This window comes from Pseudomonas sp. GW822-FHT01E03, assembly GCF_058802985.1.
Genome location: NZ_JBXAOQ010000004.1, coordinates 1 through 26,994, shown reverse-complemented (window position 1 = coordinate 26,994; position 26,994 = coordinate 1). Strand labels below are relative to the sequence as shown.

22 protein-coding genes, 1 tRNA gene, 1 rRNA gene and 3 pseudogenes are annotated in these 26,994 nt (G+C 60.6%); 14 read left to right on the top strand and 13 right to left on the bottom strand.

The features are described from left to right. The first annotated feature begins 46 nt into the window (after positions 1-46). Positions 47-1,501 carry an amidase gene (locus tag AC1RP7_RS08905; protein WP_493181300.1) on the top strand — a complete coding sequence of 485 codons (1,455 nt, stop codon included), beginning with the start codon at positions 47-49 and terminating at the stop codon, positions 1,499-1,501. 87 nt (positions 1,502-1,588) lie between these two features. Beyond that, positions 1,589-1,665 (top strand) — tRNA-Met (locus AC1RP7_RS08900). 98 nt (positions 1,666-1,763) lie between these two features. Here the strand turns inward: AC1RP7_RS08900 and AC1RP7_RS08895 are convergent. After that, positions 1,764-2,873, bottom strand: a complete 1,110-nt coding sequence (locus AC1RP7_RS08895; RefSeq protein ID WP_493181301.1) for a M14 family metallopeptidase — start codon at positions 2,871-2,873, stop codon at positions 1,764-1,766. A 168-nt stretch (positions 2,874-3,041) separates the two neighbouring features. Between AC1RP7_RS08895 and ggt the strand changes: the two genes are divergently transcribed. The 3 genes and pseudogenes from ggt (at position 3,042) to AC1RP7_RS08880 (ending at position 5,452) form a co-directional block, all read left to right on the top strand. Beyond that, the gene (gene ggt, locus AC1RP7_RS08890; protein WP_493181303.1) at positions 3,042-4,874 is read left to right on the top strand and encodes a gamma-glutamyltransferase; all 1,833 of its coding nucleotides are present in this window, start codon (positions 3,042-3,044) and stop codon (positions 4,872-4,874) included. A gap of 122 nt (positions 4,875-4,996) precedes the next feature. Beyond that, a pseudogene (locus AC1RP7_RS08885) lies at positions 4,997-5,077 on the top strand (type II toxin-antitoxin system HigB family toxin); the annotation flags it as partial. A gap of 3 nt (positions 5,078-5,080) precedes the next feature. Beyond that, entirely contained in the window at positions 5,081-5,452 is a 372-nt protein-coding gene (locus AC1RP7_RS08880) for a helix-turn-helix domain-containing protein (RefSeq protein ID WP_057398063.1), read from the top strand. Positions 5,453-5,509: 57 nt separating this feature from the next. On the opposite strand, the gene ddlA is transcribed toward AC1RP7_RS08880, so the two are convergent. Further along, positions 5,510-6,604 (bottom strand): D-alanine--D-alanine ligase, encoded by a 1,095-nt coding sequence (ddlA, locus tag AC1RP7_RS08875; protein ID WP_223501889.1) that lies wholly within the window; start codon positions 6,602-6,604, stop codon positions 5,510-5,512. A 167-nt stretch (positions 6,605-6,771) separates the two neighbouring features. Here ddlA and AC1RP7_RS08870 point away from each other — a divergent pair, with 167 nt between their 5' ends. Together AC1RP7_RS08870 and AC1RP7_RS08865 are read left to right on the top strand one after the other, a co-directional pair. Then, positions 6,772-7,581: an AraC family transcriptional regulator gene (locus AC1RP7_RS08870; protein WP_154947814.1), complete on the top strand. Its 810-nt coding sequence runs from the start codon at positions 6,772-6,774 to the stop codon at positions 7,579-7,581. A gap of 75 nt (positions 7,582-7,656) precedes the next feature. After that, positions 7,657-8,025, top strand: a complete 369-nt coding sequence (locus tag AC1RP7_RS08865) for a cupin domain-containing protein (protein WP_493181331.1) — start codon at positions 7,657-7,659, stop codon at positions 8,023-8,025. 12 nt (positions 8,026-8,037) lie between these two features. Here the strand turns inward: AC1RP7_RS08865 and AC1RP7_RS08860 are convergent, their stop codons facing one another. From AC1RP7_RS08860 to AC1RP7_RS08845, 4 genes and pseudogenes are all read right to left on the bottom strand, one after another. Next, on the bottom strand, positions 8,038-8,637 hold the full coding sequence (locus tag AC1RP7_RS08860) for a flavin reductase family protein (RefSeq protein ID WP_349736503.1): 600 nt from the start codon (positions 8,635-8,637) through the stop codon (positions 8,038-8,040). 169 nt (positions 8,638-8,806) lie between these two features. Further along, positions 8,807-9,244, bottom strand: a pseudogene (locus tag AC1RP7_RS08855) (methyl-accepting chemotaxis protein); the annotation flags it as partial. A gap of 150 nt (positions 9,245-9,394) precedes the next feature. Next, positions 9,395-10,033: pseudogene (locus AC1RP7_RS08850) on the bottom strand (PAS domain-containing protein); the annotation flags it as partial. Positions 10,034-10,239: 206 nt separating this feature from the next. Further along, the gene (locus AC1RP7_RS08845; protein ID WP_493181305.1) at positions 10,240-11,550 is read right to left on the bottom strand and encodes an MFS transporter; all 1,311 of its coding nucleotides are present in this window, start codon (positions 11,548-11,550) and stop codon (positions 10,240-10,242) included. A 202-nt stretch (positions 11,551-11,752) separates the two neighbouring features. On the opposite strand from AC1RP7_RS08845, the gene AC1RP7_RS08840 reads away from it, so the two are divergent. The 3 genes from AC1RP7_RS08840 (at position 11,753) to AC1RP7_RS08830 (ending at position 15,263) form a co-directional block, all read left to right on the top strand. After that, positions 11,753-13,171: a short-chain fatty acid transporter gene (locus AC1RP7_RS08840; RefSeq protein ID WP_057713298.1), complete on the top strand. Its 1,419-nt coding sequence runs from the start codon at positions 11,753-11,755 to the stop codon at positions 13,169-13,171. Between the two features lie 249 nt (positions 13,172-13,420). Next, entirely contained in the window at positions 13,421-14,593 is a 1,173-nt protein-coding gene (locus AC1RP7_RS08835) for a hypothetical protein (protein ID WP_090457689.1), read from the top strand. Positions 14,594-14,738: 145 nt separating this feature from the next. Further along, positions 14,739-15,263, top strand: coding sequence for an SET domain-containing protein (locus tag AC1RP7_RS08830; protein ID WP_057713296.1), 525 nt, complete (start codon positions 14,739-14,741; stop codon positions 15,261-15,263). 6 nt (positions 15,264-15,269) lie between these two features. On the opposite strand, the gene can is transcribed toward AC1RP7_RS08830, so the two are convergent. Beyond that, entirely contained in the window at positions 15,270-15,914 is a 645-nt protein-coding gene (gene can / locus AC1RP7_RS08825) for a carbonate dehydratase (RefSeq protein WP_057713295.1), read from the bottom strand. A 169-nt stretch (positions 15,915-16,083) separates the two neighbouring features. On the opposite strand from can, the gene AC1RP7_RS08820 reads away from it, so the two are divergent. After that, complete coding sequence (locus tag AC1RP7_RS08820) at positions 16,084-16,491, top strand: serine kinase/phosphatase (protein ID WP_493181307.1); 408 nt, start codon at positions 16,084-16,086, stop codon at positions 16,489-16,491. Positions 16,492-16,591: 100 nt separating this feature from the next. Here AC1RP7_RS08820 and rimI read toward each other — a convergent pair whose 3' ends face one another. Beyond that, positions 16,592-17,044, bottom strand: coding sequence for a ribosomal protein S18-alanine N-acetyltransferase (gene rimI / locus AC1RP7_RS08815; protein ID WP_493181308.1), 453 nt, complete (start codon positions 17,042-17,044; stop codon positions 16,592-16,594). Further along, positions 17,037-17,783 carry a hypothetical protein gene (locus tag AC1RP7_RS08810; protein ID WP_057713293.1) on the bottom strand — a complete coding sequence of 249 codons (747 nt, stop codon included), beginning with the start codon at positions 17,781-17,783 and terminating at the stop codon, positions 17,037-17,039. The genes rimI and AC1RP7_RS08810 overlap by 8 nt, the downstream gene beginning before the upstream one ends. Positions 17,784-18,002: 219 nt before the next feature. On the opposite strand from AC1RP7_RS08810, the gene mksB reads away from it, so the two are divergent. From mksB to mksF, 3 genes are read left to right on the top strand one after another with little or no spacing between them, the layout of a single operon-like run. After that, complete coding sequence (mksB, locus tag AC1RP7_RS08805) at positions 18,003-19,280, top strand: Mks condensin complex protein MksB (protein WP_493181309.1); 1,278 nt, start codon at positions 18,003-18,005, stop codon at positions 19,278-19,280. Further along, the gene (gene mksE / locus AC1RP7_RS08800) at positions 19,270-19,971 is read left to right on the top strand and encodes an Mks condensin complex protein MksE (protein WP_493181311.1); all 702 of its coding nucleotides are present in this window, start codon (positions 19,270-19,272) and stop codon (positions 19,969-19,971) included. The genes mksB and mksE overlap by 11 nt, the downstream gene beginning before the upstream one ends. Next, positions 19,968-22,808, top strand: a complete 2,841-nt coding sequence (gene mksF, locus AC1RP7_RS08795; protein WP_057713290.1) for an Mks condensin complex protein MksF — start codon at positions 19,968-19,970, stop codon at positions 22,806-22,808. The genes mksE and mksF overlap by 4 nt, the downstream gene beginning before the upstream one ends. A 204-nt stretch (positions 22,809-23,012) precedes the next feature. On the opposite strand, the gene AC1RP7_RS08790 is transcribed toward mksF, so the two are convergent. The 4 genes from AC1RP7_RS08790 to rrf form a co-directional block, all read right to left on the bottom strand. Continuing rightward, positions 23,013-25,316, bottom strand: coding sequence for a PqiB family protein (locus AC1RP7_RS08790; protein ID WP_340312894.1), 2,304 nt, complete (start codon positions 25,314-25,316; stop codon positions 23,013-23,015). Further along, complete coding sequence (locus AC1RP7_RS08785; protein WP_007997011.1) at positions 25,309-25,932, bottom strand: paraquat-inducible protein A; 624 nt, start codon at positions 25,930-25,932, stop codon at positions 25,309-25,311. The genes AC1RP7_RS08790 and AC1RP7_RS08785 overlap by 8 nt, the downstream gene beginning before the upstream one ends. Beyond that, the gene (locus AC1RP7_RS08780; RefSeq protein WP_057713288.1) at positions 25,919-26,578 is read right to left on the bottom strand and encodes a paraquat-inducible protein A; all 660 of its coding nucleotides are present in this window, start codon (positions 26,576-26,578) and stop codon (positions 25,919-25,921) included. The genes AC1RP7_RS08785 and AC1RP7_RS08780 overlap by 14 nt, the downstream gene beginning before the upstream one ends. Positions 26,579-26,725: 147 nt before the next feature. Next, positions 26,726-26,841 (bottom strand): 5S ribosomal RNA (rrf, locus tag AC1RP7_RS08775). Positions 26,842-26,994 lie beyond the last annotated feature (153 nt).

Sequence of the window (26,994 nt, the reverse complement as noted above, 5' to 3'; positions counted from 1 at the left end):
ACGCGATGACGGGGCGTTTTTCCAGCCGTCTGAAAGGCCGCTTGCAATGAACTCTAATAACATCAGCGAACTGGTCCTGTTACAGGCCCACGAGCTCGCCGAACGCATCCGCCTGCGCCAAGTTTCCTGCCGGGAAGTGATGCAGACTTATCTTGCCCATATCGAACGTTTCAATCCGAAGATCAATGCACTGGTGAGCCTGCAAGCGCCGCAAGACCTGCTGGCCCAGGCCGATATCCGCGACGCCGAACTGGCGAAAGGTCAATACCGTGGCTGGATGCACGGCCTGCCCCACGCCATCAAGGACTTGTCCCTGACCCGTGGCATCCGCACCACGCTGGGTTCGCCGCTGTACAAGGACTTCATCCCCGAGCGCGACGGCATCATGGTCGAGCGAATCAAAGCGGCGGGCGCGATCATCATCGGCAAGAGCAATACCCCGGAATTCGGCCTCGGTTCGCAAAGCTACAACCCGCTGTTCGGCGCGACCGGTTGCGCCTACGACCCGAGCAAGACCGCTGGCGGCAGCAGCGGCGGTGCGGCGGCGGCGCTGGCGATGCACCTGGTGCCGGTGGCCGACGGCAGCGACATGATGGGCTCGCTGCGCAACCCGGCCGCCTTCAACAATATCTTCGGGTTCCGTCCGTCCCAGGGCCGAGTGCCCTTCGATGACAGTGCCGATCTGTTTATCGACCAACTCGGCTACGAAGGCCCCATGGCTCGCAGCGTGCGCGATGCGGCGTTGCTGCTGTCAGTGCAGGCCGGGGCCGATGCACGGGCGCCGCTGTCGATTGCCGAGCCCGGCAGCGCCTTTGCGGCACCGCTGGATCGGGACTTCAAAGGCACGCGTCTGGGCTGGCTCGGCGACTTCAACGGCTACCTGCCGATGGAAAAAGACATCCTCTCGCTGTGTGAAAAGGCCTTTGCCGATTTCGAAAGCCTGGGTTGCCACATCGAGCCCGTTCAATCCGGATTCGCGCCAGAGAAGCTGTGGAGCAGTTGGCGGACGTTGCGCCACTGGATGGTCGCCGGCTCGTTGGGCGCGACATACGCCAACCCGCAAAAACGGGCGCTGTTGAAACCGGAAGCCTGCTGGGAAGTCGAAAACGGCCTGAAACTCTCGGCCACCGACGTGTTTGCCGCCTCGGTGACGCGCAGCGACTGGTATCGGGCGATCTCCAGGTTGTTCGAAAAATACGACTACCTGCTGCTGCCCAGCGCCCAGGTGTTCCCCTTCGATAAAACCCAACCGTGGCCCACCACCATCGAAGGCGTGACCATGGACACCTATCACCGCTGGATGGAGGTGGTGATTCCCGGCACCTTGTCCGGCTGCCCGGTAGCCAACGTACAGGTCGGCTTCAACGCCAGCGGCCTGCCCATGGGCCTGCAAATCATCGGCAGACACCAGGCCGACTTCGCTGTCCTGCAACTGGCCCACGCCTACGAACAGGCCAGCCGCTGGTTCCAGCGCTGCCCTTCACCCTTGCTCAGAGGATAGATTTTGATAAACGGTTGAAAGCGCAGAGAAATATTTTAGATTTATGCTTGACGCATCCCCGTTACCGGTGAATAATGCGCGCCACTTGGCTACATAGCTCAGTTGGTTAGAGCATAGCATTCATAATGCTGGGGTCCGGGGTTCAAGTCCCTGTGTAGCCACCAAGTACTAAAAACGGCTTACCGAAAGGTAGGCCGTTTTTTTATGCCTTGAAAAAGTACGCTGCGGTTGCAGGAAATCCTCAACCGCATGCGCGCATCGATCAGACGCCAATGGTCGGCAATGCCGATAACGCCCGCTCCCAGATCTGCCAAGTGCGCAACCAGACCATCGCCTGCCAATCGCTGTCGGCCGGATAGAACTGCTCCAGCAGATTCAACTTGATCCCGCGCCCCGTTGCGTCGCTCGGGTTGCCATGCAAATGCAGCCAGTGATCATCGCGCAGATGCCGGTGAACGTCCGGCCCCGGGTAAGTCCCACACTCAATGACAAACGGCATCAGCCGTACCTGCGGCAGCGCATCGATCAATGCCTGCGAGGTATAGCCGGTGGCCGTTGCCGCCACGCCGGTTTCGCTCAGGGTATCGGCACCGGTCTGCAGGCTGTAGAGCCACGGGCCATAAATCGCCTGCGCATCCGCCAGCGCCGGATAGGCGGACTCGGTGATGGTCAACAACATCGGATGACCGTATTCGCCAGCGCCCGTGTGCAAGTCGAAACACATGGCGACCTCGGCATGGGCTACGTGCATTTGCACGATCTTGTGCAACGTGCGGTTCGACCAGCTCGGCGCCAGCCCGCCGAAAAACAGACCGTCGGGGTGAGCATGCTGACCGCCCTCGACAATCGACATGACTGCCGGCCAGCCGTGCAGGCGAATCTGTTCGTCGAGCAAGGCATCGGCACGATCACGCTCCGGACCTTGCAACTGTGGGCAGGCATAGATTTCATGCAGGGCGTCATAGGCCTGGTTGTCCGGCAGCGGTCGCTGGAAATCCAGGTGATTGCGGTTCAGGTCGATGTTGTCTTCGTTGACCCGGCGCAACCACGCCATGCCCCAAGGGTTGATGGCATGGATCATGACCACGGCGACATCCGCTGGCAGGGAGCGCTTGTCCAACTCCTGCAGCCATTTGATCTGGCAACCCGAGCCGTAGAAGCCTTCGACTCCGTGGGTGCCGCTCAGCGCGATCAACAGGCGCTTGGCGCCCGGATCACCCAATACCGCCACATCCGTGCTCAGGGACTCACCAAACGGCCCCTTGAGCGGGTGTGGATACTCCGTCAGCATTGCGCCTGCAGTGGTCGCGGCGGCCAGGAACTGTTCACGCTGGGTGCGATAGCTGGACTGGGTGGGGAACTCGGTTTGCATGTCTGCCTCTTGTTGATTTTCCGGCCTGCCTGTTGGCAACGACCCTACAGAAAATCCCGCTTTTGATGAAGGACAAAAAGGGTCAATGCCGTGGGACCTGGTTTGCGTCCCTCCCGGTCGGCCGATAGAGTCCACTGATCGTAGATCCAACGGACGGAGTACCCCCACGTGTTCTCAACCTTTCCATTGCGCCGCTATCGCCTGCCAACCCTGGTTCTGCTCGCCAGTGCCTTGACCCTGGCCGCGTGCCACAACGCTTCGGTGCCGACGCTGCCGCTCGCTCCGGAAAGCGCTTCCGGGTTCCGCACCGACCTGAAAACTCAACATGCCGACAAATACATGGCAGCGGCGGCCAATCCGCTGGCGGCCGAAGCCGGGCGGGAGATGCTGCGCCGGGGCGGCTCGGCCATCGACGCGGCGATTGCGATGCAAGCCGTGTTGACGCTAGTCGAGCCGCAGTCTTCGGGCATCGGCGGCGGCGCATTGATCGTCCTCTGGGATGGCAAGGCCGTGCGCACCTACGACGGACGTGAAACCGCCCCGGCCGGCGCCACCGAAAAGCTTTTCCTGCAAGCCAACGGACAACCGATGGGGTTCACCCAGGCGCAGATTGGCGGTCGTTCGGTGGGCACACCCGGCGTGCTGCGCGCCCTGGAACTGGCCCATCAAAAACACGGACGCCTGCCCTGGGCGCAGCTGTTTGAACCGGCCATCCAGCTCGCCGAACAAGGCTTCGCCATTTCGCCACGCCTGCACCGGTTGATCGCCGCGGATTCGTCCATGCCTCGCTCGCCGGAAATGATGGCTTACTTCCGCAATGCCGATGGCAGCCCAAAAGCCGTCGGCACAAACGTGAAGAACCCGGCACTGGCCGCCGTGTTCAAGCGCATTGCCCATGAAGGCCCGGATGCCCTGTACAAAGGCCCGGTCGCCGAGGAAATCGCGGCCAAGGTGCAGGGGCACGCCAACCCCGGCAGCCTGTCCCTGACCGATCTCGCCAACTACCAGGCCAAGGAGCGCGCGCCGCTGTGCACCGACTACAAGCGCTGGCAGGTCTGCGGCATGCCGCCACCGTCGTCGGGCGGGATCGCCGTGGCGCAGATCCTCGGCACGCTGCAAGCCCTGGAGACCCGCGATAAACGCCTGGCGCTGGCACCGCTGCAACCGGTCAAGACCACGGCCCCGGCCGGCATCGAACCCGACCCGCAAGCCGTGCACCTGATCTCTGAGGCCGAACGCCTGGCCTACGCCGACCGCGCTCAATACTTAGCTGATACAGACTTCGTCCCCGTGCCGGTCAAGGGCCTGGTCGACCCGTCCTACCTCGCCAGCCGCGCCGCCCTGATTGGTGAACGCAGCATGGGCACGGCCAAACACGGCACTCCGCCGGGCATCCGTGTGGCCTATGCGCCGGACCGCTCGCCGCTGCGGATTTCCACCTCGCAAGTGGTGGCCGTCGATGACGCAGGCGGCGCCGTATCGATGACCACCACCATCGAGTCGGCGTTCGGCTCGCACATCATGGTTCAGGGGTTCATGCTCAACAACGAGATGACCGATTTCTCGTTCATTCCCGAGGAGAACGGGCAGAAAGTCGCCAACCGCGTCGAACCCGGCAAACGCCCGCGCTCATCCATGGCCCCGACCCTGATCTTCGACCGCCAGAGCGGCGAATTCCTCGCCACAGTCGGTTCCCCCGGCGGCTCGCAAATCATCGAATACGTGGCCAAATCCACCATCGGCCTGCTCGACTGGAACCTCGATGCCCAAGCCGCCATCAACCTGCCCAACTTCGGCAGCCGCAACGGCCCGACCGAACTGGAACAGGGGCAGTTCAGCCCGACGCTGATTCAGGCGCTGAAAGACAAAGGGCACAGCGTGAGCGAGATCGACATGACCAGCGGGACCCAGGCGATTGTTCGGGTCAAGGACGCCCAAGGCAAAGCGTCGCTGACAGGCGGAGCCGATCCGCGGCGTGAAGGGCAAGCGCTGGGGGATTGAGTCGTACGCGGGGATGAGAAAGGGCTTACCGGTGGGTAGGCCCTTTTTATAAGCAAAGAGTCCAGCTCGCCTCTCTCCCGCTGCTTTTTCCTACCCGCAAATATTTGCGTCCTGGTTAGAGTTTCCACGCCACGTACATAAAATTTGTCGGCACTCACAAGCAGTACGACACGGTCGACGCTGATAACGTCGAAATGGAGTAACCCATGAACATTCGCCCGATTCACACAGAAGAGGATTACCGCGCCGCCCTCAAGAGCGTGTCGGCTCTGTTTGAGAATGAACCAGAGATTGGCACTCCCGAGGGAGATTACTTCGACATCATGATTACGCTGATCGAATCGTATGAGTCGAAGCACTTCCCGGTCGACTTACCCAATCCTATCGATGCGATCAAGTTCAGAATGGAGCAGTCCGGGTTGTCCGCCGCCGATCTTGCACCCGCCATCGGCCGCACAAATCGTGTTTATGAAGTACTCAATGGCAAGCGAGCGTTGACGCTTCCAATGATCTGGAAACTGCACGAGCTGTTCGGGATACCCGCCCAGAGCCTGATCAAACCGGTCAAACACGCTTGATCAGGGTCGGCTCATGCAAGCATACCTACCGATAATACGGACGATGCAGAACTCCGCTTATCGACTGATCTTCAACCCCTGCCGAACCTGGTGCTTTTCCAGCGCCAGCTCGATCAGTCGCGTCACCAGCTCGCTGTAGGTCATGCCGGTGGCCTGCCACAGTTTCGGGTACATGCTGATGCGGGTGAAGCCGGGCAGCGAGTTGATTTCGTTGATCAGCACTTCGCCGCTGTCGGTCAGGAAGACATCGACGCGGGCCAGGCCGGAGCAGCCCAGTATCTGGAACGCTTCGACGGCCAGGGCGCGAATGCGCTCGCTGGCCTCGACGCTGATATTGGCCGGCACCACCACTTCAGCCGCCTTGTCGTCGATGTACTTGCTGTCGTAGGAATAGAACCCGCTGCGAACCACGATCTCGCCGCAGCCACTGGCGATGGCGTCTTCATTGCCGAGCACTGCACATTCAATTTCGCGACCGCTGACGGCAGATTCGATCAACACCTTGGTATCGAAACTCAAGGCCAGCTCCACCGCTGCGCTGTACTCAGCCTCGTCGGTGACCTTACTCACGCCCACGGAAGAGCCCTGATTCGCCGGTTTGACGAACAGCGGCAAACCCAACTTGCCCCGCACCTCGGCAAACCCGGTGCGGGCCGCCGTGGCGCGGGTCAATGTCACGAACGGTGTCACGGCCAGGCCGGCATCGCGCAACAGGCGCTTGCTGATGTCCTTGTCCATGCACACGGCCGAGCCCAGCACATCGGAGCCGACAAACGGCAGATCGGCCATGCGCAGCAAGCCTTGCAGGCAACCGTCTTCACCGAGGGTGCCGTGGACAATCGGGAAGATCACATCGACGTGGCCGAGCATTTCCTGGCTGGAAGTTTCCACCAGTTGCTGACTGGCCTTACCCGGCACCACGGCCAGTTCGCGGTTGGACTGGTTGAGGGCGATCAGCGCCGGATTTTCCTGATTCAGCAAAAAATTCGAAGGATCGTTGAGGTGCCAGTGGCCTTGTTTGTCGATGCCGATCAGCACCGGTTCGAAGCGTGAACGGTCCAGCGCATCGACGATGTTTTTCGCCGATTGCAGCGACACCTCATGCTCAGCCGAACGGCCCCCGAAAATGATCCCCACGCGCAGCTTGCTCATGACCTGGCCTCACCTGACGAATAGAAAAAAACGACCTGCAGAGAATGCGCCACACAGTGCAGTATTTGCCCTTGGTTTTCTAGCGTACCTGTCGCCTTGCGATCAGAAGACAGGGAGTCGCTGACTGGGTTACCGTGTTGCGCATCGAGCTCAAGACAATCATCACCATGGCCAAGTACCCGCCTCGCAATGACTGGTTCCATCGCGCGCCCGATGTCGGCGGGCTACAGCGTTTCGAGGCGTTTTTTGCCGGCCATGGCTACGATCTTCACCGCCACGACACCTATGCCATCGGCCACACCCTGGCCGGGGTGCAGAGCTTTCAGTATCGCGGTGGCTGGCGTCACAGCCAGCCAGGCGCAACGATCGTGCTGCACCCGGACGAAGCCCACGATGGCGAGGCCGGCACCGAGTCCGGTTTCCAGTACCGGATGATGTACATCGAACCGGCGCTGATCCAGCAGATGCTCGGCGGCCAACCGCTGCCGTTCATCAAGACCGGACTGTCGAACGACCCCCGCCTGTTTGCCGCCACGGGAGCCTTGCTGCGCAGCCTTGATTGCCCGCTCGATCCACTGGAAGAACAGGATGCGCTGTTCGATCTGGCGCAGGCCTTGAGCACCGTTTCCGGTGTGACAGCCAAACGCTCGGGTTTCGATTACGTGGCCGCGCAGCGCGCGCGGGAATACATCCACAGCGCCCTCGATCGCACCGTGACACTCGATGAGCTGGCGCAACACAGTGGCCGGGATCGCTGGAGCCTGTCCCGGGATTTTCGCCTGTTGTTCGGTACCAGTCCCTATCGCTACCTGACCATGCGACGCCTGGACATGGTCCGCGCGCTGCTGACTCAGGGGCAGACACTGGTCAGCGCCGCGCTGATCGCCGGCTTCACCGACCAGAGCCACATGACTCGGCAATTCAGCAAAACCTACGGCTTGCCACCGGCCCGCTGGCTGAACCTGCAGCGGCGCTGAGCCACGCACAATCGTTCAAGAATCGCGCCGGATTGCTGGCTATCGTGACCCAGGATCAACCACGAGAGCCCCATGATGAACGCCTACGAAAGCCTGAACTTCGCGGAAAAACTCGCCCGGATCGATTCGCACTGGTCGCCCCGGGTCATCGCCGAAATGAACGACTACCAGTTCAAGGTGGTGAAGCTGCTGGGGGACTTCATCTGGCACGACCACTTCGATACCGACGAAACCTTCATCGTTCTGGAAGGCCAGTTACGTATCGACTTTCGCGATGGCCATGTGCTGGTGAACGCCGGAGAGATGTATGTGGTGCCCAAAGGCGTCGAGCACAAACCCAGCGCCGGGCAGGAGGTAAAACTCCTGCTGATCGAGCCCAAGGGCGTGCTCAATACCGGCCGCGAAGGTGGCGAGCGCACGGCCGAGAATGGTGTCTGGATTTGAGCGCTGGCCGCCTCACGCCTGCAAGGTCTTGCCGTCCACTGGATCACCAATGGTCAAGAAGTGCCCGCCCGCCACGTGGTGCAAGGTGCGCAAGGCGTCTTGCCCTTCGAAGTGCCAGCGGCCTTCGCTGAACACGCGCTCGTCAGCCTGGGCGGCAATCACTTCAGCCAGGAACAGATCGTACTGCTGGTGGTTGTTCGGCTCCGGCAACAGGCGACATTCCAGCCAGGCCACGCAGCCTTCGAGCATCGGCGCATCAACCGACTGGCCGGTGAACGTCTGTAAATCGTAGGTCTCAAACTTGTCGCGCCCCTGGCCCTGGGTCAACTCCAGGCCGGAGGTCGAACCGACGGTCTGCACAATGTCGGCCTGTGCAGCGCACGGCACGTTCAACACAAACGTGCCCGAGGCTTCCAGCAACTGGCGAGTCCAGGTGGACTTGTCCAGCACCACGGCAATTTTCGGTGGTTCGAAATCCAGCGGCATGGCCCAGGCTGCCGCCATGATATTGCGTTGGCCACCGTGGGCTGCGCTGACCAGCACGGTCGGGCCATGATTGAGCAGACGATATGCCTTGGACAAGGGAACCGAACGGCGGTGGGGAACGCTCATGGAAGTCTGCTCCTGGGGGAAAAGAGCCGATTGTAGCGCCCACGTAACCCTGTGGGAGCGGGCTTGCTCGCGAAGGCGTCAATTCAGTCACCGCTGGGTTGAATGACACACCGCTTTCGTCGGAACGCCGCCCGGAGCAAGCCCGCTCCCACCAAGAGCTGATCTCAGGTCAGTTGGTGAGTTGATTGGCAAACTGCCCCACCGCGTTGACCACTTTCTGCGCGCCGTCCTGGATCTCGACAATCACCGTACCCGCTTCCGCCGCCAGTGCCAGGCCCTGCTCGGCCTGAAGCTTGCCGTCGGACATCAGCGCTACGGCGTTGCGCGCCATGTCCTGGTTCTGCCGCACCACGAGGACGATTTCGTCGGTGGCCTGGCTGGTGCGCGAAGCCAGTTGCCGGACCTCATCAGCCACCACGGCGAACCCCCGCCCCTGCTCGCCCGCACGGGCCGCTTCGATGGCCGCGTTGAGCGCCAGCAGGTTGGTCTGCTCGGCAATGCCGCTGATGGTTTTGACAATGGTACCGATCACCAGCGACTGCTCGTTCAGCGCTTCGATGCCATCGCCGGCGGTTTGCATATGCCTGGCCAGGTTGCGCATCACGTCCACGGCCTGGGTCACCACGGCGTTGCCGCGCTGAGCGCTTTGGTCGGTTTGCTGCGAGGTGCTGTAGGCGATGTTGGCCGCCTCGGCGACGGCTTGCTCCTGATTGACCTGATCGGTAATCACCGTGGCGAACTTCACCACCTTGTAGAGATTATTGTTGGCATCGGCCACCGGGTTGTAGGACGCCTCAAGCCAGACCGCACGACCATGGCTGTCGACACGTTTGAAACGGTCGGCCACGTACTCGCCCGCATTCAGGCGACGCCAGAAGTTATGGTATGCGTCACTGTTGTATTCTTCCGGCAGGCAGAAGGTGCGGTGATGCTTGCCCTTGATCTGCGCCAGGCTGTAACCCATACCGCTGAGGAAGCGGTCGTTGGCGGTCAGCACGTTGCCGTTGAGGTCGAATTCGATCACCGCCGTGGAGCGCACCAGCGCGCCGATCAGGTTCTCGTGTTCGCGGGAGGCCTCGATGGTGCGGGTCAGGTCGCTGGAAAAGATCGAAAAACACTTGATCCGCCCGTCCGCCGAGCGCACCGGTTGCAGGATCGAACGCAACCACGCTTCCTGGCCGGTACCGCGCGACAGACGCACTGCGCCGGCGAAGTGCTCGCCACGGGTCAACGCGTTCTTGAAGCGCAGCTGGAATTCATCGGATTTCACTTGATCCGGGACCAGATCGTCGATGTGTCGGCCAATCAGGTCGCCGCTCTTGTAATGCATTTCGCCAAGGAAGTTCTGGTTGACCGACTGAACCCGCCCGTTGCTGTCGAGGGTCAGCACCAGCATTTCGCTTTCCAGACTTTCCTTCACTTGCTGGAGGCTGGAGAGTTCTTCACGAAGAGCCGACAGCTCCTGCTTCAAGCGTTTATTGAACATGGAAAAGCACCGATGGACAGGGGTAGAAAGCGATATGCAGCCTAACCATCGGCCTTGGAAACATTTTCTTAAGCGTGCTTCAGGTTTGTCCTACAAAAAAGTTACGACATGCCCGATCAATGCGCGCCAGCCGCAGAACAGCCTGCGATTCTTGGCATCCGCGCACCGAAGTACGCCGCACTGCTCACGCCCACTGCGCCCATCACCGCACTGAACATCACGCAGATCCATGGACTCCACGGCATCAGACCGATCAACAACAGCGGTGTGACACTCGCCCATGCGGCATAGGCAATGTTGTAGGTGAACGAGATCCCCGAAACGCGAATCCGCGCCGGGAATAGGCTGACCATCACCGATGGCACCGCGCCAACTACCCCGCAGCACAGCCCGGCCACCGCGTAGGCCAGGCCGATCCAGTCGCCGCCCATGATCAGGCAGGCATACAGCACGCCGATGCCCAGCGGCAGCAGCAGGCTATAGAGCATCACCGTGCGCCAGGCGCCGATGCGATCGACCATCAGCCCGGCGAGCACGCAGCCGATGTTCAGGAACACGATGCCCAGCGCGCTCAAGGCGAAGGTATGGCTGGCGGTCATGCCAAAGGTTTTCTGCATCATGGTCGGGGTGATGACCACGAACACCACCACGGCCGAGGTCAGCACACAGGTGAGAATCATCGCCGGCAAAATGGCCAGCCGATTCTCGCGCAAGACCGTGCGCAGCGGCAGTTCGCCGGCCGCCTCGCGTTGCGCCTGCATGGCCGTGAACACCGGGGTTTCGCTGAGCCAGCGACGCAGCCACACGCCAATCACCCCAAACACGCCGCCCAACAGGAAGGGATAACGCCAGGCGTAATCGAGGATTTCCGCCGCAGTGAACGCCTGCGCCAGGAAGGTCGCGGTCAATGCCCCGATCAAATAGCCGAAGGTCAGCCCCGCCTGCAAGAAGCCCAAGGCATAGCCGCGGTGGGCAATGGGTGCGTGCTCGGCGACGAATACCCAGGCACTGGGTACCTCGCCGCCCACCGCCGCGCCCTGGAGGATGCGCAGGGCCAACAGCAGCAAGGGTGCGAAATAGCCGATTTGCGCGTAGGTCGGCATGATCCCGATCAGCAGACAGGGCAACGCCATCATCAGGATGCTCAGGCTGAAGACTTTCTTTCGCCCCAGACGGTCGGCGAAGTGCGCCATCAGGATGCCCCCCAACGGTCGCGCCAGGTAACCGGTGACGAAGATCCCGAAGCTTTGCAGTAATCGAAGCCACTCGGGCATTTCCGGCGGGAAGAACAACTGGCTGAGGGTCAGGGCGAAAAACACGAAGATGATGAAGTCGTAGATTTCCAGCGCCCCGCCGAGAGCGGCGAGCCCCAGGGTCTTGTAGTCCGAGCGGCTGAACGGCTTCGGGCGCGAATCGGTGTTAGTCATGAAAAGAACTCTGGCACAGGCAAAAACCAAGGCGCCCATGGTCTACGCAAATGCACCGGCGGACAACCCGTTAGACCAAAGTCCCATAGCCACGAAACAGCCCCGCAAAAGTCCTCGGCTTGAATTAATGTTGGCGCCTGTCCAGACGGGCGGTTACTGCCCCGAAGACCACTACAAACATAATAAATCCGAGGTACCCCCCGTGGCCGCTGATATCGAAGATAGCCGCTCCGCCCGCTTTGCCCTGCGCTGTTCAAGTTTTGCCGAACGCTGGTTTCCCGACTCCTGGGTGTTTGCTGCCCTGGCGGTGATTATCGTGGCCCTGGCCACCATGGCGATGGGTGCCAAGCCCACCGATGCCGCGGTGGCGTTCGGTGACGGCTTCTGGAGCCTGATCCCGTTCACCATGCAGATGGCGTTCGTGGTAATCGGTGGTTACGTGGTCGCCAGTTCGCCACCGGCGGTGAAGCTGATCGACCGCCTGGCGAAAATCCCGAAAAACGGCCGCTCCGCCGTGGCCTGGGTGGCGCTGATTTCCATGGTTGCGTCGCTGCTGAACTGGGGTCTGTCGCTGGTGTTCGGCGGTTTGCTGGTGCGCGCTCTGGCCCGCAGAACCGATCTGAAGATGGACTACCGCGCCGCCGGTGCCGCTGTCTACCTGGGCCTCGGCGCGGTTTGGGCCCTGGGCCTGTCATCGTCCGCTGCGCAATTGCAGGCCAACCCGGCCAGCCTGCCGCCGTCGATCCTGTCGATCACCGGGGTGATCCCTTTCACCCAGACGATCTTTCTTTGGCAGTCGGGTGTGATGTTGCTGGCTCTGATCATCGTTTCACTGATCGTTGCCTACGCCACCGCCCCCGGCCCGAACTCCGCACGAGACGCCAACGCCTGCGGGATCGACCCAAGCTTCAACCTGCCACCGCTGCAACCACGCACCCGCCCCGGCGAATGGCTGGAACACAGCCCGCTGCTGACGATTCTGCTGGTGCTGCTGGCAGCCGGATGGCTGTTCCATGAATTCTCGACCAAACCGGCCATCAGCGCGATTTCCGGGCTGAACACCTACAACTTCCTGTTCATCATGCTGGGTGCGCTGCTGCACTGGCGTCCGCGCAGCTTTCTGGATGCCGTGTCCCGTGCGGTACCGACCACCACCGGTGTGTTGATCCAGTTCCCGCTGTACGGCTCGATCGCCGCACTGATGACTACGGTCAAGGGTGCCGATGCGCAGACCCTGGCGCACCACATCTCGACCTTTTTCGTCAGCATTGCCTCCCACGACACCTATGCCCTGCTGATGGGGGTGTACTCGGCGATCCTCGGCTTCTTCATTCCGTCCGGCGGCGGCAAGTGGATCATCGAAGCGCCGTACGTGATGCAGGTGGCCAATGACCTGAACTATCACCTGGGCTGGGCCGTACAGATCTACAACGCCGCCGAAGCCTTGCCGAACCTGATCAACCCGTTCTACATGCTGCCGTTGCTGGGCGTACTGGGGTTGAAGGCGCGGGACCTGATCGGCTTCTCGTTCGTGCAGTTGCTGGTGCACACGCCACTGGTGCTGTTTTTGCTGTGGGCACTGGGCACGACGCTGACGTATACGCCGCCGGTGATGCCGTGAACCAAGTGGTGGTGATGGCATAGAACCCTGTGGGAGCGAGCTTGCTCGCGATGGCAATGTCACTGACATATTGATGCTGAATGTGCCGGCGCCATCGCGAGCAAACCCGCTCCCACTGTGGTTTCTCCCACATTAAGAATGCACGTTGCCTGACAGCTTTTTGCCTCCCCCCTCTAGACCAACCGCCGCCTGCGGTTTCAGTATGTAGCACCCACGCCAACGGGAAACCACGCTGAAAAGGATCTGAGCATGCTAAAACTTGCAGGACTGACTCTCGCAGCCGTCACCCTGAGTGCCGCTGCCCACGCCGATGTCGCCCTGAAACTGGGCAGTACCGAACGCGTTACCCGTCTCTTCGCCTATCCCAACAACTGCAACGTGATCTGCTTTCGCAACTGGACACTTGAACAGACCGTCGAGCATTACCTGACCCAAAGCGTGCAGCGTGATGGCTACACCGGGGCGAAGGTTCTGATCAAAACCGATAACAATCAGCTTTACGCCGAAATCAGCGGCGTACCCAACGGCTATGAAAAGCCTCTGGCCGCGCTGCTCGACGCCGGTGACCTGGCCTACAACGGCGCCAGCAAACTGAATGCCGATGGCAAGTGGGCGTATAGCTGGTACCTGTTCCTGCCGTTGGGCATGGCCCTGGAAAACCGCAAAAGCGTCGAACTGCTGCACTTCCCGCCAGACTATTCGCTGACCCAGGCTCAGGATTACCTGAGATCCGCCACTACGGATCGCTGGGCCACGCTGCTGACTGCCAACGGCATCCCGGCCGGGCAGACGCCGGGCTACCAGACAATCATCGACATCGCCCCGATTGCCGCGCCGTCCAACGCGGGCAAAGACCTCGAAGGCGTCTACGGCTACTTCAAGGATTACCAGACCACCATGGTCAAGGAAGTCAGCCTGAACGCCAGCGGCGCAGCCCTGCCGATGGTCGCCTTCGGCGCACCGGTGCGTAACTGGATCAAAGAGCAATACGGGCAGACGGTGAACGTGTTGGGCCTGGTCCAGATCACCCCGGACAACGGCGTGAAAGTCCCCGTGCTGGGCTCCAACCATCCGAGCTACATTTGGTATGCCGCCGATCCGGCAAGCTACACCGGCAGTGACGCCCAGGCCAAGGCCGATGCGGCAGGCCTGAAAGTCATGGGTCAGGATTTGAGTGCTGCGTGCTGGCAGGCCGCCATGGGCCGCCAACCGGACAGCAATCCGGACGTTGAGCTCAATACCTGCAGGCAAACCTGGCAAGTGGCCCAGAAAGAAAAAACCTGCGAGCTGTTCTACACCTCGATCCGCAACCTGTCGCCCCAACAGGCTGTGGGCAAATGCGCGACAGCTTCGATCGTGTCCCAGCTCAAGCAGCTCAAGGCTCCGGCGCCAGCCACGGCGAAACCTGCTCCGCCGTTGTAACCCGATGAACGGCGAAAAAATCTGTCACTTATGACAGTAGACCGCCCGTGGTATCTGCGAGAGGCTTGGGCTGAACCCATGTGCTGCTGTGCTGACAGGACCGTCGGTGCAAGGAAGTCGCAGCACCCAGCAGACAGGGATTGTTATGAAAGCTCACGCCCCTCAACGAAAGCGCCCACAACCGCCGCAAGGTGTTTACCCCTTTTCGGAGCTGCCCGTTCGCCTGGGATTTCCTTCCCTGGCCGACTTCGAAATCATTGAAAACGCCAAGGGCGAAGCCACGGGTATTGCCGCACGGCGCGAATTCCCGCGAATCACCCGTATCTGCCGGGCGTCGGGGCATTTGCTGCCCTACCGCTGCCGGCATACCCGCCAGCTCGCCCCGGGCATACACGTCTACGACCCGCGCTTCTGCGGACTGTTGCGACACTCCTGCGACCCCAATGTCTTTCTGGACTTGAGCGAGTTGTGGTTATGGGCGCTGAAGGACATCAGCAAGGGGGACTGGCTGACCATGGACTTCGCCGCCACCGAAGACAAACTGCAACGCCAATTTGCCTGCCAGTGCGGCTCATACGAGTGCCGTGGCTGGATTACCGGCTACGACGAGTCGCCAAACGCCGACGGCCAGGCGTTTCTGCAACGCTGGCGTCGGCAACGTCATTATTGACGGGTATTACTGAGGGTCGACCGGACGCAGGCGGTACTGCGGCGGCAGTTGCTCGAAGCCGCTGATGGTGGTGTTCAGGCTTTTCCAGCGACCGTCCTTGATGCCGTAGATGCAACCGTGGACCGACAGGCTCTGCCCGCGATGCCAGGCATTTTGCACAATGCTGGTATGGGCGACGTTGGCCACTTGCTGAATCACGTTGAGTTCGCAGAGGCGGTCGACCTGTTCCTCTTCGGTGGCCAGTTTGGCCAGCTCTTCGCGCTTCTCGTAGTAGAGATCGCGAATCGAACGCAGCCAGCCGTCGATCAGGCCGAACTGGCGATCCTGCATCGAAGCGCGCACACCGCCGCAGCCATAATGGCCGGTGACAAGGATGTGTTTGACCTTCAGTACATCGACCGCGTACTGAATCACCGACAGGCAGTTGAGGTCGGTGTGCAGCACGACGTTGGCCACATTACGGTGTACGAACAGATCGCCCGGCAGCATGCCGACGATCTCGTTGGCCGGCACCCGGGCGTCGGAACAACCGATCCACAGGAACTCTGGGGTCTGTTGGCGAGCCAGCTTGGCGAAGAAGTCAGGATCTTCCTCCTTGATCGCAGCGGCCCAACGCTCGTTGTTATCAATCAGATCTTGTAATTCGTTCATGCTTTGAAGCCTCAAGAATGATGCGCAGCTTTGACTGACAACCGTCCGTCGGGGTCACGCGCGAAAATGCAGATGCTCTCCTGATCCGGAATACGGGGCTCCATGCCGGTGGAATTCTCGGTAGCCACGGGGGTCAACCGTAGTAGGGACTACAGTATGAGGAATTGCCATGAATGATTCACGACGTCCGTACGATGCGGTGCAACCGGAACCCGTCGATGACAACGAAGACCGCATGGGCTCGGTGCGTGAGCTGGATTTCGACGCTGAAGAACCCAGCACCAGAATCGGTGACGAACTGCCGGAAAAGGAGCGCGAGCGACTGCTGTCGCGCCAGCGCGGACGTGAAGCGGGCCTGACCGCTGCTGCCGCGACCGGTGACCATCAACCTACCGATGACGATCTGAGCCCGGAAACCCTGATCCGCGAGGACGGCGCCCGGGATGCCCACGAGGCGGGCAATGATAGCCGTGCGGATTGGGACCTGAGCATCGTCGACGAGGACGATATCGGCGGTGGCAATGGCCTGGATGAGGCTGAACTGGCTCAGCGCGATCCGATGGACGGCAAGCGATAATCTTTTAGTGCCTGTTCAGCCGCCTTCGCGAGCAAGCCCGCTCCCACAGGGGAATGCATTCCAAATGTGGGAGCGGGCTTGCTCGCGAAGCTTTTGAGGCTCAATCCACCAAAGTGCAGGCCATGACCACCGCATCTTCGCGCCCGCCCACCGCCGGGTAGTAATCCCGACGCCGGCCGATTTCGTTGAAGCCATAGCGTTCATACAGCTTGAACGCCGCGGTATTGCTGTCGCGCACTTCCAGGAAACACTCCCGGGCGTCTGCCTTGTAGGCAATCGACATCAAATGCTCAAGCAATGTCAGCCCCAGGCCACGCCCCTGGTTTTCCGGCTTGACCGTAATGTTCAGCAGGTGCGCCTCGTCGAGGATGATCTGCACCACACCGTGGCCGACCTGTTGCTGACCTTCGAACATCAACCAGATCTGATACTTGCCCAGGCCATCGAGGAAAATCCCGCGGGTCCAGGGATGGCTATAGGCCGCATATTCGATTTTCAGTACAGCTTCCAGGTCCGCCTCGATCATCGGGCGAAACGATACAGCGTCACTCATTCGATTCTTTCCAGCGCGCCATCAGCCGACGCATGGCTTGCCAGACATCAGCCTTACGCTGTGGCTCTTCCATTAATAATTCCAGGCCCGGCACCGCCCAGGCCGAGCCCAGGCCTTCGATCTGCAATTCGCGATTGAACGCCTCGGCATCCGCTTCGCCGGCAAATCGCACCGCAGGCAAGCCGATCAGCCACAAGCAGGCGCAGGGCGTTTCTTCCATGCGCACCGAGAGAAAACCTTGCACGAAGTCGCGGGCCGCTTCCGGGCCCTGATCCATCGTGCCACGCACCAACAACGGCCAACGCACCGGCTCACCGACGATCTGCGGGCTGTCCGGCAGACCGGCGGCGCGCAGCATGTCCTTGAGCAGCAGGTAGGCAGGATCGCGAGTCTGGAAGGATTCACCTGTGGGTAACTCCACCAGCAGCAGGCAACGCCCGGCCCGCAATAATTGCAGGGCGAAACGCGGGGGCGGCACGATGGGTGCCTTGACCACGGCTGGCGTCTCTTCGGCCTCTTCCACCGGTTTCGCGCCGGTGCGGGTGCTGGCCAGCGATGGCCGTGGCACCTCGATCTTCACCCGCTCGGCCGGCTTGGCCACAGGCGCCACGGGCGTATCGGCCACAACAGCGGGCACGACAGGCGCGACCACAACCGGCTCGGGAATCTCGAGCAGCTCGGGCCGCGACGGCGCGGCAAAGGGCAATTCGGTGCGCGGCAGCCAGTTGACCACCTGCATGGCGGCCAGATAAGCGCGACGACGGGACTCGATAAGCAAAGGTCGGCCACTTGTGGATAACTAAAGTGCGCTGATTCTACCGCCGTTCGCTGAAGATCGCCCGCAGTTGATCGATGCACCTTACCGAAAAGAAGGCGACAGTCCGTCCCGAGAGTGAATCGCATTGCCCCCGATGCAGTACAATCGCGGCTTTTAATCGCCAACCAGCCGGCCATTCCGATGATCGAACCCAAGCGCGTCTTGCGCGCCCTCGCTGAACACTGGGCACTTCTGGAGCCACTGTGCGAGCACTTCGACCAAGGCACACTGAGCCTGAACGAACTGCGCACGCAACTGGCCGCCCAGCAACTCGACAGTACGCCGCAGGACATCACCAGCCTGCTGGATGTGTGGATTCGCCTCGACATCCTGGTTCCCGTGGCCAAAAGCCCGAACCGTTTCGAGCTCAATGCGCAGATTCACGACTTCCTCGCCTATCTGCGCCGTGAACACCGTCTGGGTCTGTGCCTGGAGATCGAAGCCTACCTGCGCCACCTCGAGCGTCTGGCTGGTTACATCCAGGACGCATTCGATATCCGCGACGGCAACGACCTCGCCCGCCAATTGCGCCTGCTCGACATGCGCGTGCGTGACGTGCTGAAAAAACTCGATAACGACGAACAGGCACTGGTGGCCGTCGCCGAACGGGCGAAAACCAGCGACCGGCAGATTCCGTTGCGCCAGCGTTATGCTGAAGTGCTGGCGACCTGGGACGAATACGTCGAGCCAATGATTGATCTGGTGAACGCCGACGGCGCCTTCGAACAAGGCGTGCGCAAGGTCGAAACCGTCCTGCTGAAGATGCTCAGCGAACAGCAGCGCCTCGGCCACCTGGTCGACGACGACATGTTGCTGCGCACCCACGCGCGCATCCTCGAAATGCAGACCAGCGCCCAGCTGACCCTGCGTCACGCCCGCGAGCTGCTGCTGCCGCTGCGCGAGGAAGCGCGCCGGCACAACGCCGTGACCCGTGGCGCCGCATTGGCCCTTTCGATGATCCGCCGCAAAGGCATCGACGCCGTGCCACAAGCGGCGATGCCGATGTTCACTCGCCCACAGAGCACCTTCCTCGGCAGTGCCAGCCAGGTCGAAGCCTACGTTTATGCCCTGGCCCGCTTCGAACCGAAACCGGCGCGCTTCCCCAAGGCTCACAAGCCCCAGAAAGGCGAAGCGCCACGGGCGCCACGCACCGTTCGGGAAATGCTCGAGCGCTGCGAAGACGCCCTGCCGATGCCGGACCTGATGACCTGGCTGCTGGAACAGGAACCGGACGGTGCCACCGACGAACTGTTGTACTGGTTCTCGCGCCTGTCGCGGGAAAAACGCTTCAAGCGCGAGCGCCTGGAACGTCGCGAATACCATACTCACGAGCACCAGGTCAGCCTGCGCTCCTTCGCCCTGCTCTCGGTCAGCGACACCGCCGCCGAGGATTCTGCGAGCACTCCCTATGCATCTTGATCTATCCGAACTGTCCCAGCTGGCGCCGATCTTTCGCGAGCTGTTCAAGGGTTATCACGTCAGCCGCCGCGATCCGGAGCTGTACGCACAGTTGTCGAACTTCCAGGACCAGTACCGCACGCTGTTCAAGGCCCTGGGCTTTGAACTGGTCTGCGACACCCGTGGCTTCTACTACTTCGTGCCGGACCTCGCGGCGGCGGCGGTGAACAAGACCGCCCAGCGTCTGGCGCTGTTCACCTTTATCCTCGTCGAACACCTGGCCGATCAGGGCCGCGACCCGATCGCCGTGCTCGACGGCGGCAGCCTCGGTCGCGATGAATTGCCGTCGCTGCTGGAAAAGTACCGCGACCTGTTCATCCAGGCCGAAGTGCAGACCCAGGACGAGCTCGAAGAAAAGATCATGCGCCGCATGACCCAGCTCGGTTTCGCCAGTGAAGAAAATGGCATCTACCGTTTCCTGCCGCCGATGCACCGTTTCCTCGATGTGTGCCTGTCGGTGCAGCAGGACCGCGACCTGGCCGCCAGCCTGCACAGTGTCCTGCCGTTGCCGGTGCCGGTGCTGATCGACGAAGACAGCGACGAAAAGCTGTTGCAGACCGATGACCCGCTCGACCTCGCGGGTTTTGAAGACGAAAGCGAAGAAGACGCACTGGCCCGCGCCATCGCCGAAGAACAGGAGCTCGACGCATGAGCAAGGAACGTTACGGCATCCGCCGCTTTGCCCTTTTGAACACCGCCGGCTACAGCCTCGGCCTGTTCCCGCTGGAAGAGCCGCTATCGGTATACGGCGCCAACAACCTGGGTAAATCCGCCTCGATCAACGCCCTGCAGTTCCCGATCCTGGCGCGCATGTCGGACATGAGCTTCGGCAAGTACAGCCTGGAACAATCCCGGCGCTTCTACTTCGCCTCGGACACCAGCTACATCCTGGTCGAAGTGAACCTGCCCCACGGCCCCCACGTGATCGGTGTGGTCGGCCGCGGCCCGGGCGGCGGCTTCGGTCACCAGTTCTTTGCCTATGCCGGCAAACTGGACCTGGCCCACTACCAGAAAAACGACACCTGCCTGCGCCAGAAAGAACTGTTCACCAACCTTGAGCGCGAAGGCCTGAAAGCCTACGAACTCAAGCCGGACGAACTGCGCCGCCTGCTGGTTGGCGGTCACACTTCGATCCCGCTGGACCTGACGCTGATCCCGCTACGCTCCACCAGCGAACAGAGCCTGAAGACCTTCCGCGCCCTGTTCATCAACCTGCTGCACATGCGCGAAATCACCGCGGCCAAGCTCAAGCAGCTGTTCCTCGATGCCTTCGAACACAGCCTGCGTTCCGGCAGCGTCGACTACATCGCCGCGTGCGAAGAAGCGTTCCGCGATGTACGACGCATGGAGCAGGACTACAACTCGCTGGTCGCCGCCGGCCCGCTGGTCGAAGCCCTGGCCAACGGCGTGAAGCAACGCGACATTCTGCGCGGCAAACTGCACCGGATCTCACCGCTGCTCGACTCCTTGCTCGGCACCTGGTCGGACTACGCCAGCGCGCGCAAGGAAGAGCTGACCATTCAGGCCGAGCACTACCGCAACGAGCAGGATGCCCTGCAAAACGACCAGCGCGGTGGCACCCAGGAACTGATGCGTCTGGAACGGGAAATCACCGGCATCCAGCGCTGGCTCGGCGAATTGTCGGTGCTCAAGCATCGCTTTGCCCTGGTCGATGACGTCAAGGTGCTGGAGCAGCAGCTGCTGGCCGCCAAGGACGCTCACGATGAACTGGCCGGTGCGCTGGCACAGTCCCGCCAGTTCAGCGCCGAAGACCTGGACGAGCGCCTGCGCGACCTGGAAAAACGCCTGAAGTCGGTCAAGCAGCAGCTCGATCACGCCGACAACAACAGTTATGCCCGCCTGCGGGAAGAATTCTCGCAGCAAGACGTCGAACGCCTGATGCGCCTGTTCAACAGCGCACTGTTCAGCCTGCCGCTGGGTGAACACGGCATCACCCTCGACGACGACGGCGAGTGGGTCAAATCCGTGGAGCTGATCCTCGACGGTTTCAAAGGCGAACGCTTCGAAGTGCCGGGCCTGTCCATCGACATCTCGCACATCGAACCACCGGCGCTGCAGGCCCTGGCTGACCGCGCAGCCCTGCGCGACCAGAAGGAGCGCCTGGACAAAGAACTCAAGCAACTGAAGACCCAGCAGGCCGTGGCGGCCGACCGCGCCGCGAGCAAGACCCAGACTGAAGTGCTGTACCAGCAAGTGCTGGATGCGCAGAAAGCCCTGGAAGATTTCCGTCGCGCGCAAACCCTGAGCGCCGAGGAAGGCGACAAGCTGGAACAGATGGCACAGATGGAAGCCGCACAGGACGAATTGAAGCGTTCCAGCGATGCCTTTACCGAGCGCGTCCAGCAACTGTCGGCCAAGCTGCAACTGGTCGGCCGCCAGATCGGCGACATGGAAGCCAAGCAACGCACCCTCGACGATGCCCTGCGCCGTCGCCAATTGTTGCCGGCGGACCTGCCGTTCGGCACACCGTTCATGGACCCGATCGACGATTCCATGGACAACCTGCTGCCACTGCTCAACGACTATCAGGACAGCTGGCAAGGCCTGCTGCGGGCCGACGGCCAGATCGAAGCGCTGTACGCTCAGGTGCGCCTCAAGGGCGTGGCCAAGTTCGATAGCGAAGACGATATGGAGCGGCGCCTGCAACTGCTGATCAACGCCTATGCGCACCGTACCGACGAAGCCCTGACCCTGGGCAAGGCTCGCCGTGCCGCCGTAACAGACATCGCCCGGACCCTGCGCAACATCCGCAGCGACTATGACAGCCTCGAACACCAACTGGCACTGTTCAACCGCGAGATCAACAAACGCCAGGTCTCCAACCTGCAAAGCTTCCGCATCGTGCTCGCACCGAACAAGGAAGCGCTCAAGCACATCGACCAGATCATTCACAGCGCAGGTCAGTACGAAGAAGGCGAAACCCTGTCGGTCTTCGATCTGAGCCAAAGTGCCGAGCAGGACAACAAGAACGAAGAGGCCAAGGAATACCTGGCGCGGCTGGTGGCGGCCAACCACAACCAGCTCGGCCTCAAGGATTTGTTCGAACTGGCGTTCGAGATCACCAAGGTCAACGGCCAACCGGTGATCCACACCGACATCGACGGCGCGGCGTCCAACGGCACCACCATGACCATCAAGGCGCTGACCAACATGTACTTGTTGCTGCACTTGATGGACCGTGACCAGGCCGGTCGCGTGCGCCTGCCGTACTACCTCGACGAGGCGGCGGACATCGATGAGAAGAACCAGGCCGCATTGCTGGAAACCAGCCTGCAACTGGGCTTCGTGCCGATCCTGGCGAGCGTGAAGCCGCAGGTCTGCGCCAGTGTCGCCATCGACCTGGAAGGTGGCAGCGGCCCGGCCGGTATCTACATCGATGAGGCGGACTGGAAGTACATCCGTCGTCACGATCAGGTAAGGGCGACGATCAACGAACAAGCGGATGAACCGGAGCTGGATGCGGTCTGAGGCTTGAATCGAAGGCAATAAAAAGGCCGCGGTCCAATGGATCGCGGCCTTTTTCATAGGTGTGTCATTTAGCTTTGCAGTGAACTTCAGAGCCTCTTCGCGGGCAAGCCCGCTCCTACATTTGATCGCATATCTTCAGGAACAACCCAGCCCCCCTGTGGGAGCGGGCTTGCCCGCGAAGGCGTCATCACAGACGCCAGAAAACTACTTACCGAGTGAAATCTTCGGCGCCCAGCCCAGCCACTCCTCTTCGAACTTGTCGAACAGCGCGAACGTCTGCTCCGGTCGCGCCGGGCTACCCATGCGCTCGCCATCCGGCGTGGCAAAGGCGACACCGCCCTGAATCATCGTCTCCAGTGATTCAGTACGCACCGTTGCACCTTTGAACAGGCCGACATCGAAGTCGAAACCGCTGGTGTTCCAGAATCGTGTACCGCTGCGTACCAATGGCGCGTACTTCGGTTCGATCAGGATATGGATCAGCACGCGATCAGCGGTCTGGCCCAGTTCATAGCTGGTCACCTTGCCCACGGTGATTTCGCGATACGTCACCGGCACGCCGGCCTTCAGCGAACCGCGACGTGCCGCGCTCAGCACCAGACTCAATCCCGCTTCCTGCTTGGCAGTTTCGGGCGCGGCGGCCAAAACGACAAAGTTCTTCTGCGGTCCCAGGTTCTTCGGCGCCGGTTGTACCTCGATGTATTGCCCGGTCACCAGGGTTTCGAGGTTGGACGTCTTGATCAGGCCCAGTTCAGGCTTGACCACCCAGAACTGACTGCCGACCCGGGCAATGCGCTCTGGCACTTCGGTAATCCGCGCGGTCAACAGCACCGATTGCAGGTCCTCGCTGAGATCAACATCCTCCACCTTGCCGACATCCAGCCCCTTGAAACGAATCGGAGTGCCGGTACGCAGGCCATCAGCGCGATCGAGCTTGAGCGTGATGACTTCGCCCTTCTGCGTAGCGTCTTCATGGTTCGCGAACAGACGGAAACGTGGAATACGCTTCTGCAACGGGGCGTTGTCCTGCGGGGTCTCGAAGGCAATGCCGCCGGCCATCAAGCTTTGCAATGACTCGCTTTTAACCTGGACCCCGCCGGTCAGTCCGCCCGTGAGGGTGATGCCACTGGCGTTCCAGAAGCGCGTCGAGGCGTTGACCAGGCCTTCATATTCCTTCTCGATGTGCACGCCAATGATCAGTTGTTTCTTTTTGCGGGAGAACTGATAACTCTGTACGGAGCCGACTTTGACCTGCTTGTAGAGAACCGGGCTGCCGACTTCCAGCGAACCGAGGTTTTCCGTGAACAAAACAAGGTGCAGGCCCGGTGCACGCAGATCCAGCGGCGGTGCCTTGGCCCGGGCTACAAACTCCCGCTGTGGCGCCGAACCCTTGTCGCCAGGCCGCACAGCGATGTAGTTGCCTTTGACCAACGCTTCGAGGCCGGTAATCCCCGCCAGGGAAATCGACGGCTTGACCACCCAGAACTGGGTGCCTTCGACCAGGTAATCCTCGGCCAATGGGTCCATCGTCAACTCGGCGGTTGCGCCAGACAGATCCGCATCGACCTTCAGCGTTTTCAGGCTGCCCACCTGAATACCCTTGTACATCACCGGTGTGCGACCGGCCTGCAAGCCGTCGAAATCACTGAGCTTGACCTTCACCCGGATACCGGCGGCGGCGGCGTCAAAGTCTTCATAGAGTCTGAACGGCAGGCTCGGATCGGTAGGCGGACTGTCCTTGCGGTTTTCGGGTGTGGCGAACGCAATACCACCGGCGACGATGCTGGCCAGGGACTCACTGCGGACCTTCACACCCGACAGATTGGCGTCGATGCTGATGCCGCTGGCATTCCAGAAACGTGTGTGTTTGCGCACCAGTTTGGCGTAAGTCGGCTCAATGAAGACCTTGAGCTCGACAGTGTTCTGGTCCTCGGACAATACATAGCTTTTGATCTGGCCCACTTTGATCTGTTTGTAAAACACCGGACTGCCACGGTTCAGCGAGCCCAGGCGGTCGGCCTTGATAGTCAAGTGCAGACCGGGCTGGGCATCGGAGAGCGGCGGTTCCTGGGCCAGGGCCTTGAACTTGCGGACCGGCTCGCCTTCCCCCGGGCTGATGGCGACATAGTTACCTGAAACCAGCGTCTCGAGACCGGTAATCCCTGCCAGCGTCACGCTCGGCTTGACCAGCCAGAAACGCGTGCTGGTTCGCAGGTATGGCTCTACGTCCTTGTTCATTTCGATGCTGGCGATCACGCCTTTGGAACTGCCTTCGTCATCGAGCTTGAGACTTTTGACCTTGCCGACCGACATGCCTTTATAGACAACTTCGGTCTTGTTGGCCTGAATGCCCTCGCCGCTCTCAAAACGCACCTGAATCTCGATACCGGTCTCGTTATAGGCACGCCAGCCGAGCCAGCCGCCGATGATCAAGGCGATCAGGGGCAACACCCAAATGGCAGACCAGTTCGAAGCCGGTCGGGTTTTCGCTACAGGCAAATCAGTCATGGTCGTCGTCCGACTCCGTGTTATCCCAAATCAGTCGGGGATCAAAAGTTACCGCGGCAAGCATCGTCAGAATCACCACCGTGGCGAAAGCGATGGCGCCAAGATTGGCTTCGATGCTGGCAAGCCGCCCAAAATTCACGACCGCCACGAGGATGGCAATCACAAAGATATCGAGCATCGACCAGCGGCCGATGAATTCAATGAAACGGTACATCCAGATACGCTGGCGAGCCGAAAGGGGCTGACGGCGCTGCACGGAAAACAGCAGCAGAGCGATGCCCACCAGCTTGAACGTGGGCACCACGATACTGGCGATAAACACCACGGCCGCAATGGGGAACATTCCGTAGTGCATCAGTTCGATCACACCTGCCATGATCGTGCTCGGCGCACCTTTGCCCAAGGAGTTCACGGTCATGATCGGCAGCAAATTGGCCGGTATGTAAAGAATGGCGGCTGTAATCAGCAATGCCCAGGTGCGCACCAGGCTATTCGGGCTGCGGGCGTGTACCAGCGCCCCGCAGCGCGTACAGACTTGCTCATCGGTATCAGCTTCCTGCCGGTTCAATTCATGACATTCCTTGCAAATCAGAATGCCCGCATCAATCGCCCGCATGGGCATCCTCTCCTGATAACGCTTGCCAGATCTGGTGTGGAGACATTACGACCTCCAGCCAGACTTGAATCAGCAACAAACCAATGAAGCACACCAGGCCGAGGCCTACGGTGATGGCTGCCATATCTGCCAGTTTTACGATCGCTACCAGTACGCCCATGAAGTAAACCTCGAGCATCCCCCATTCGCGTATATGGTGATAAATGCGATAGAGCAGCAAGCCGTAGCTGCGTCCGACATCAAAACGGATACTCAACAATACGGTCAGTTGGCACAGCAGCTTGAGCAGCGGGATCCCCATGCTGCACAGGAATACAATCACTGAAACGCTTTGCATACCCGTGTCAAAAAGGGCAACAACGCCGCTCCAGACAGTGTCTTGCGAAGACTGCCCGAGTAGATTGAGCTGCATGATGGGTAAAAAGTTCGCCGGAATAAACAACAACAAAGCGGCTATGACAAGGGCGAGACTGCGCTGTACGACGTTGTACCGATTGGCATAAAGCTCGTAGCCACAGCGCGGGCACATGGCTTTTTCGCCATGGGCGAGTTCGGGTTTACGCATGAGCAAGTCGCACTCATGGCAGGCAACCAGATTTTCCAGTGGTATTTCTGACAGCTCTTTGGCGTCAACCGAATCCGGCATAAGCGCTCTGACTCTGAAAAAGTTGGACCTATTCTAGTGTCCCGGGACAAAAATAACTGCGCCAATTTGTGCTTGATTGATCGTGATTTTTCTACGACAAAAACAAAACCCCTACCTGCATACGCAGATAGGGGTTTCGGAATTTAATCTTGACGATGACCTACTCTCACATGGGGAAACCCCACACTACCATCGGCGATGCATCGTTTCACTGCTGAGTTCGGGATGGGATCAGGTGGTTCCAACGCTCTATGGTCGTCAAGAAATTCGGGTACTGAGTCGTGACCGGTTGGCCTCGCTTCAGCAAATTGGGTATGTGACAGCTTTCGGTGTTTTGCAAGCGTCGAACTTTCGGTTCTTTCGTCTTCACACACCGCAATCTGATGCTCTTTCGAGTAGTCAAATTGCTTGGGTGT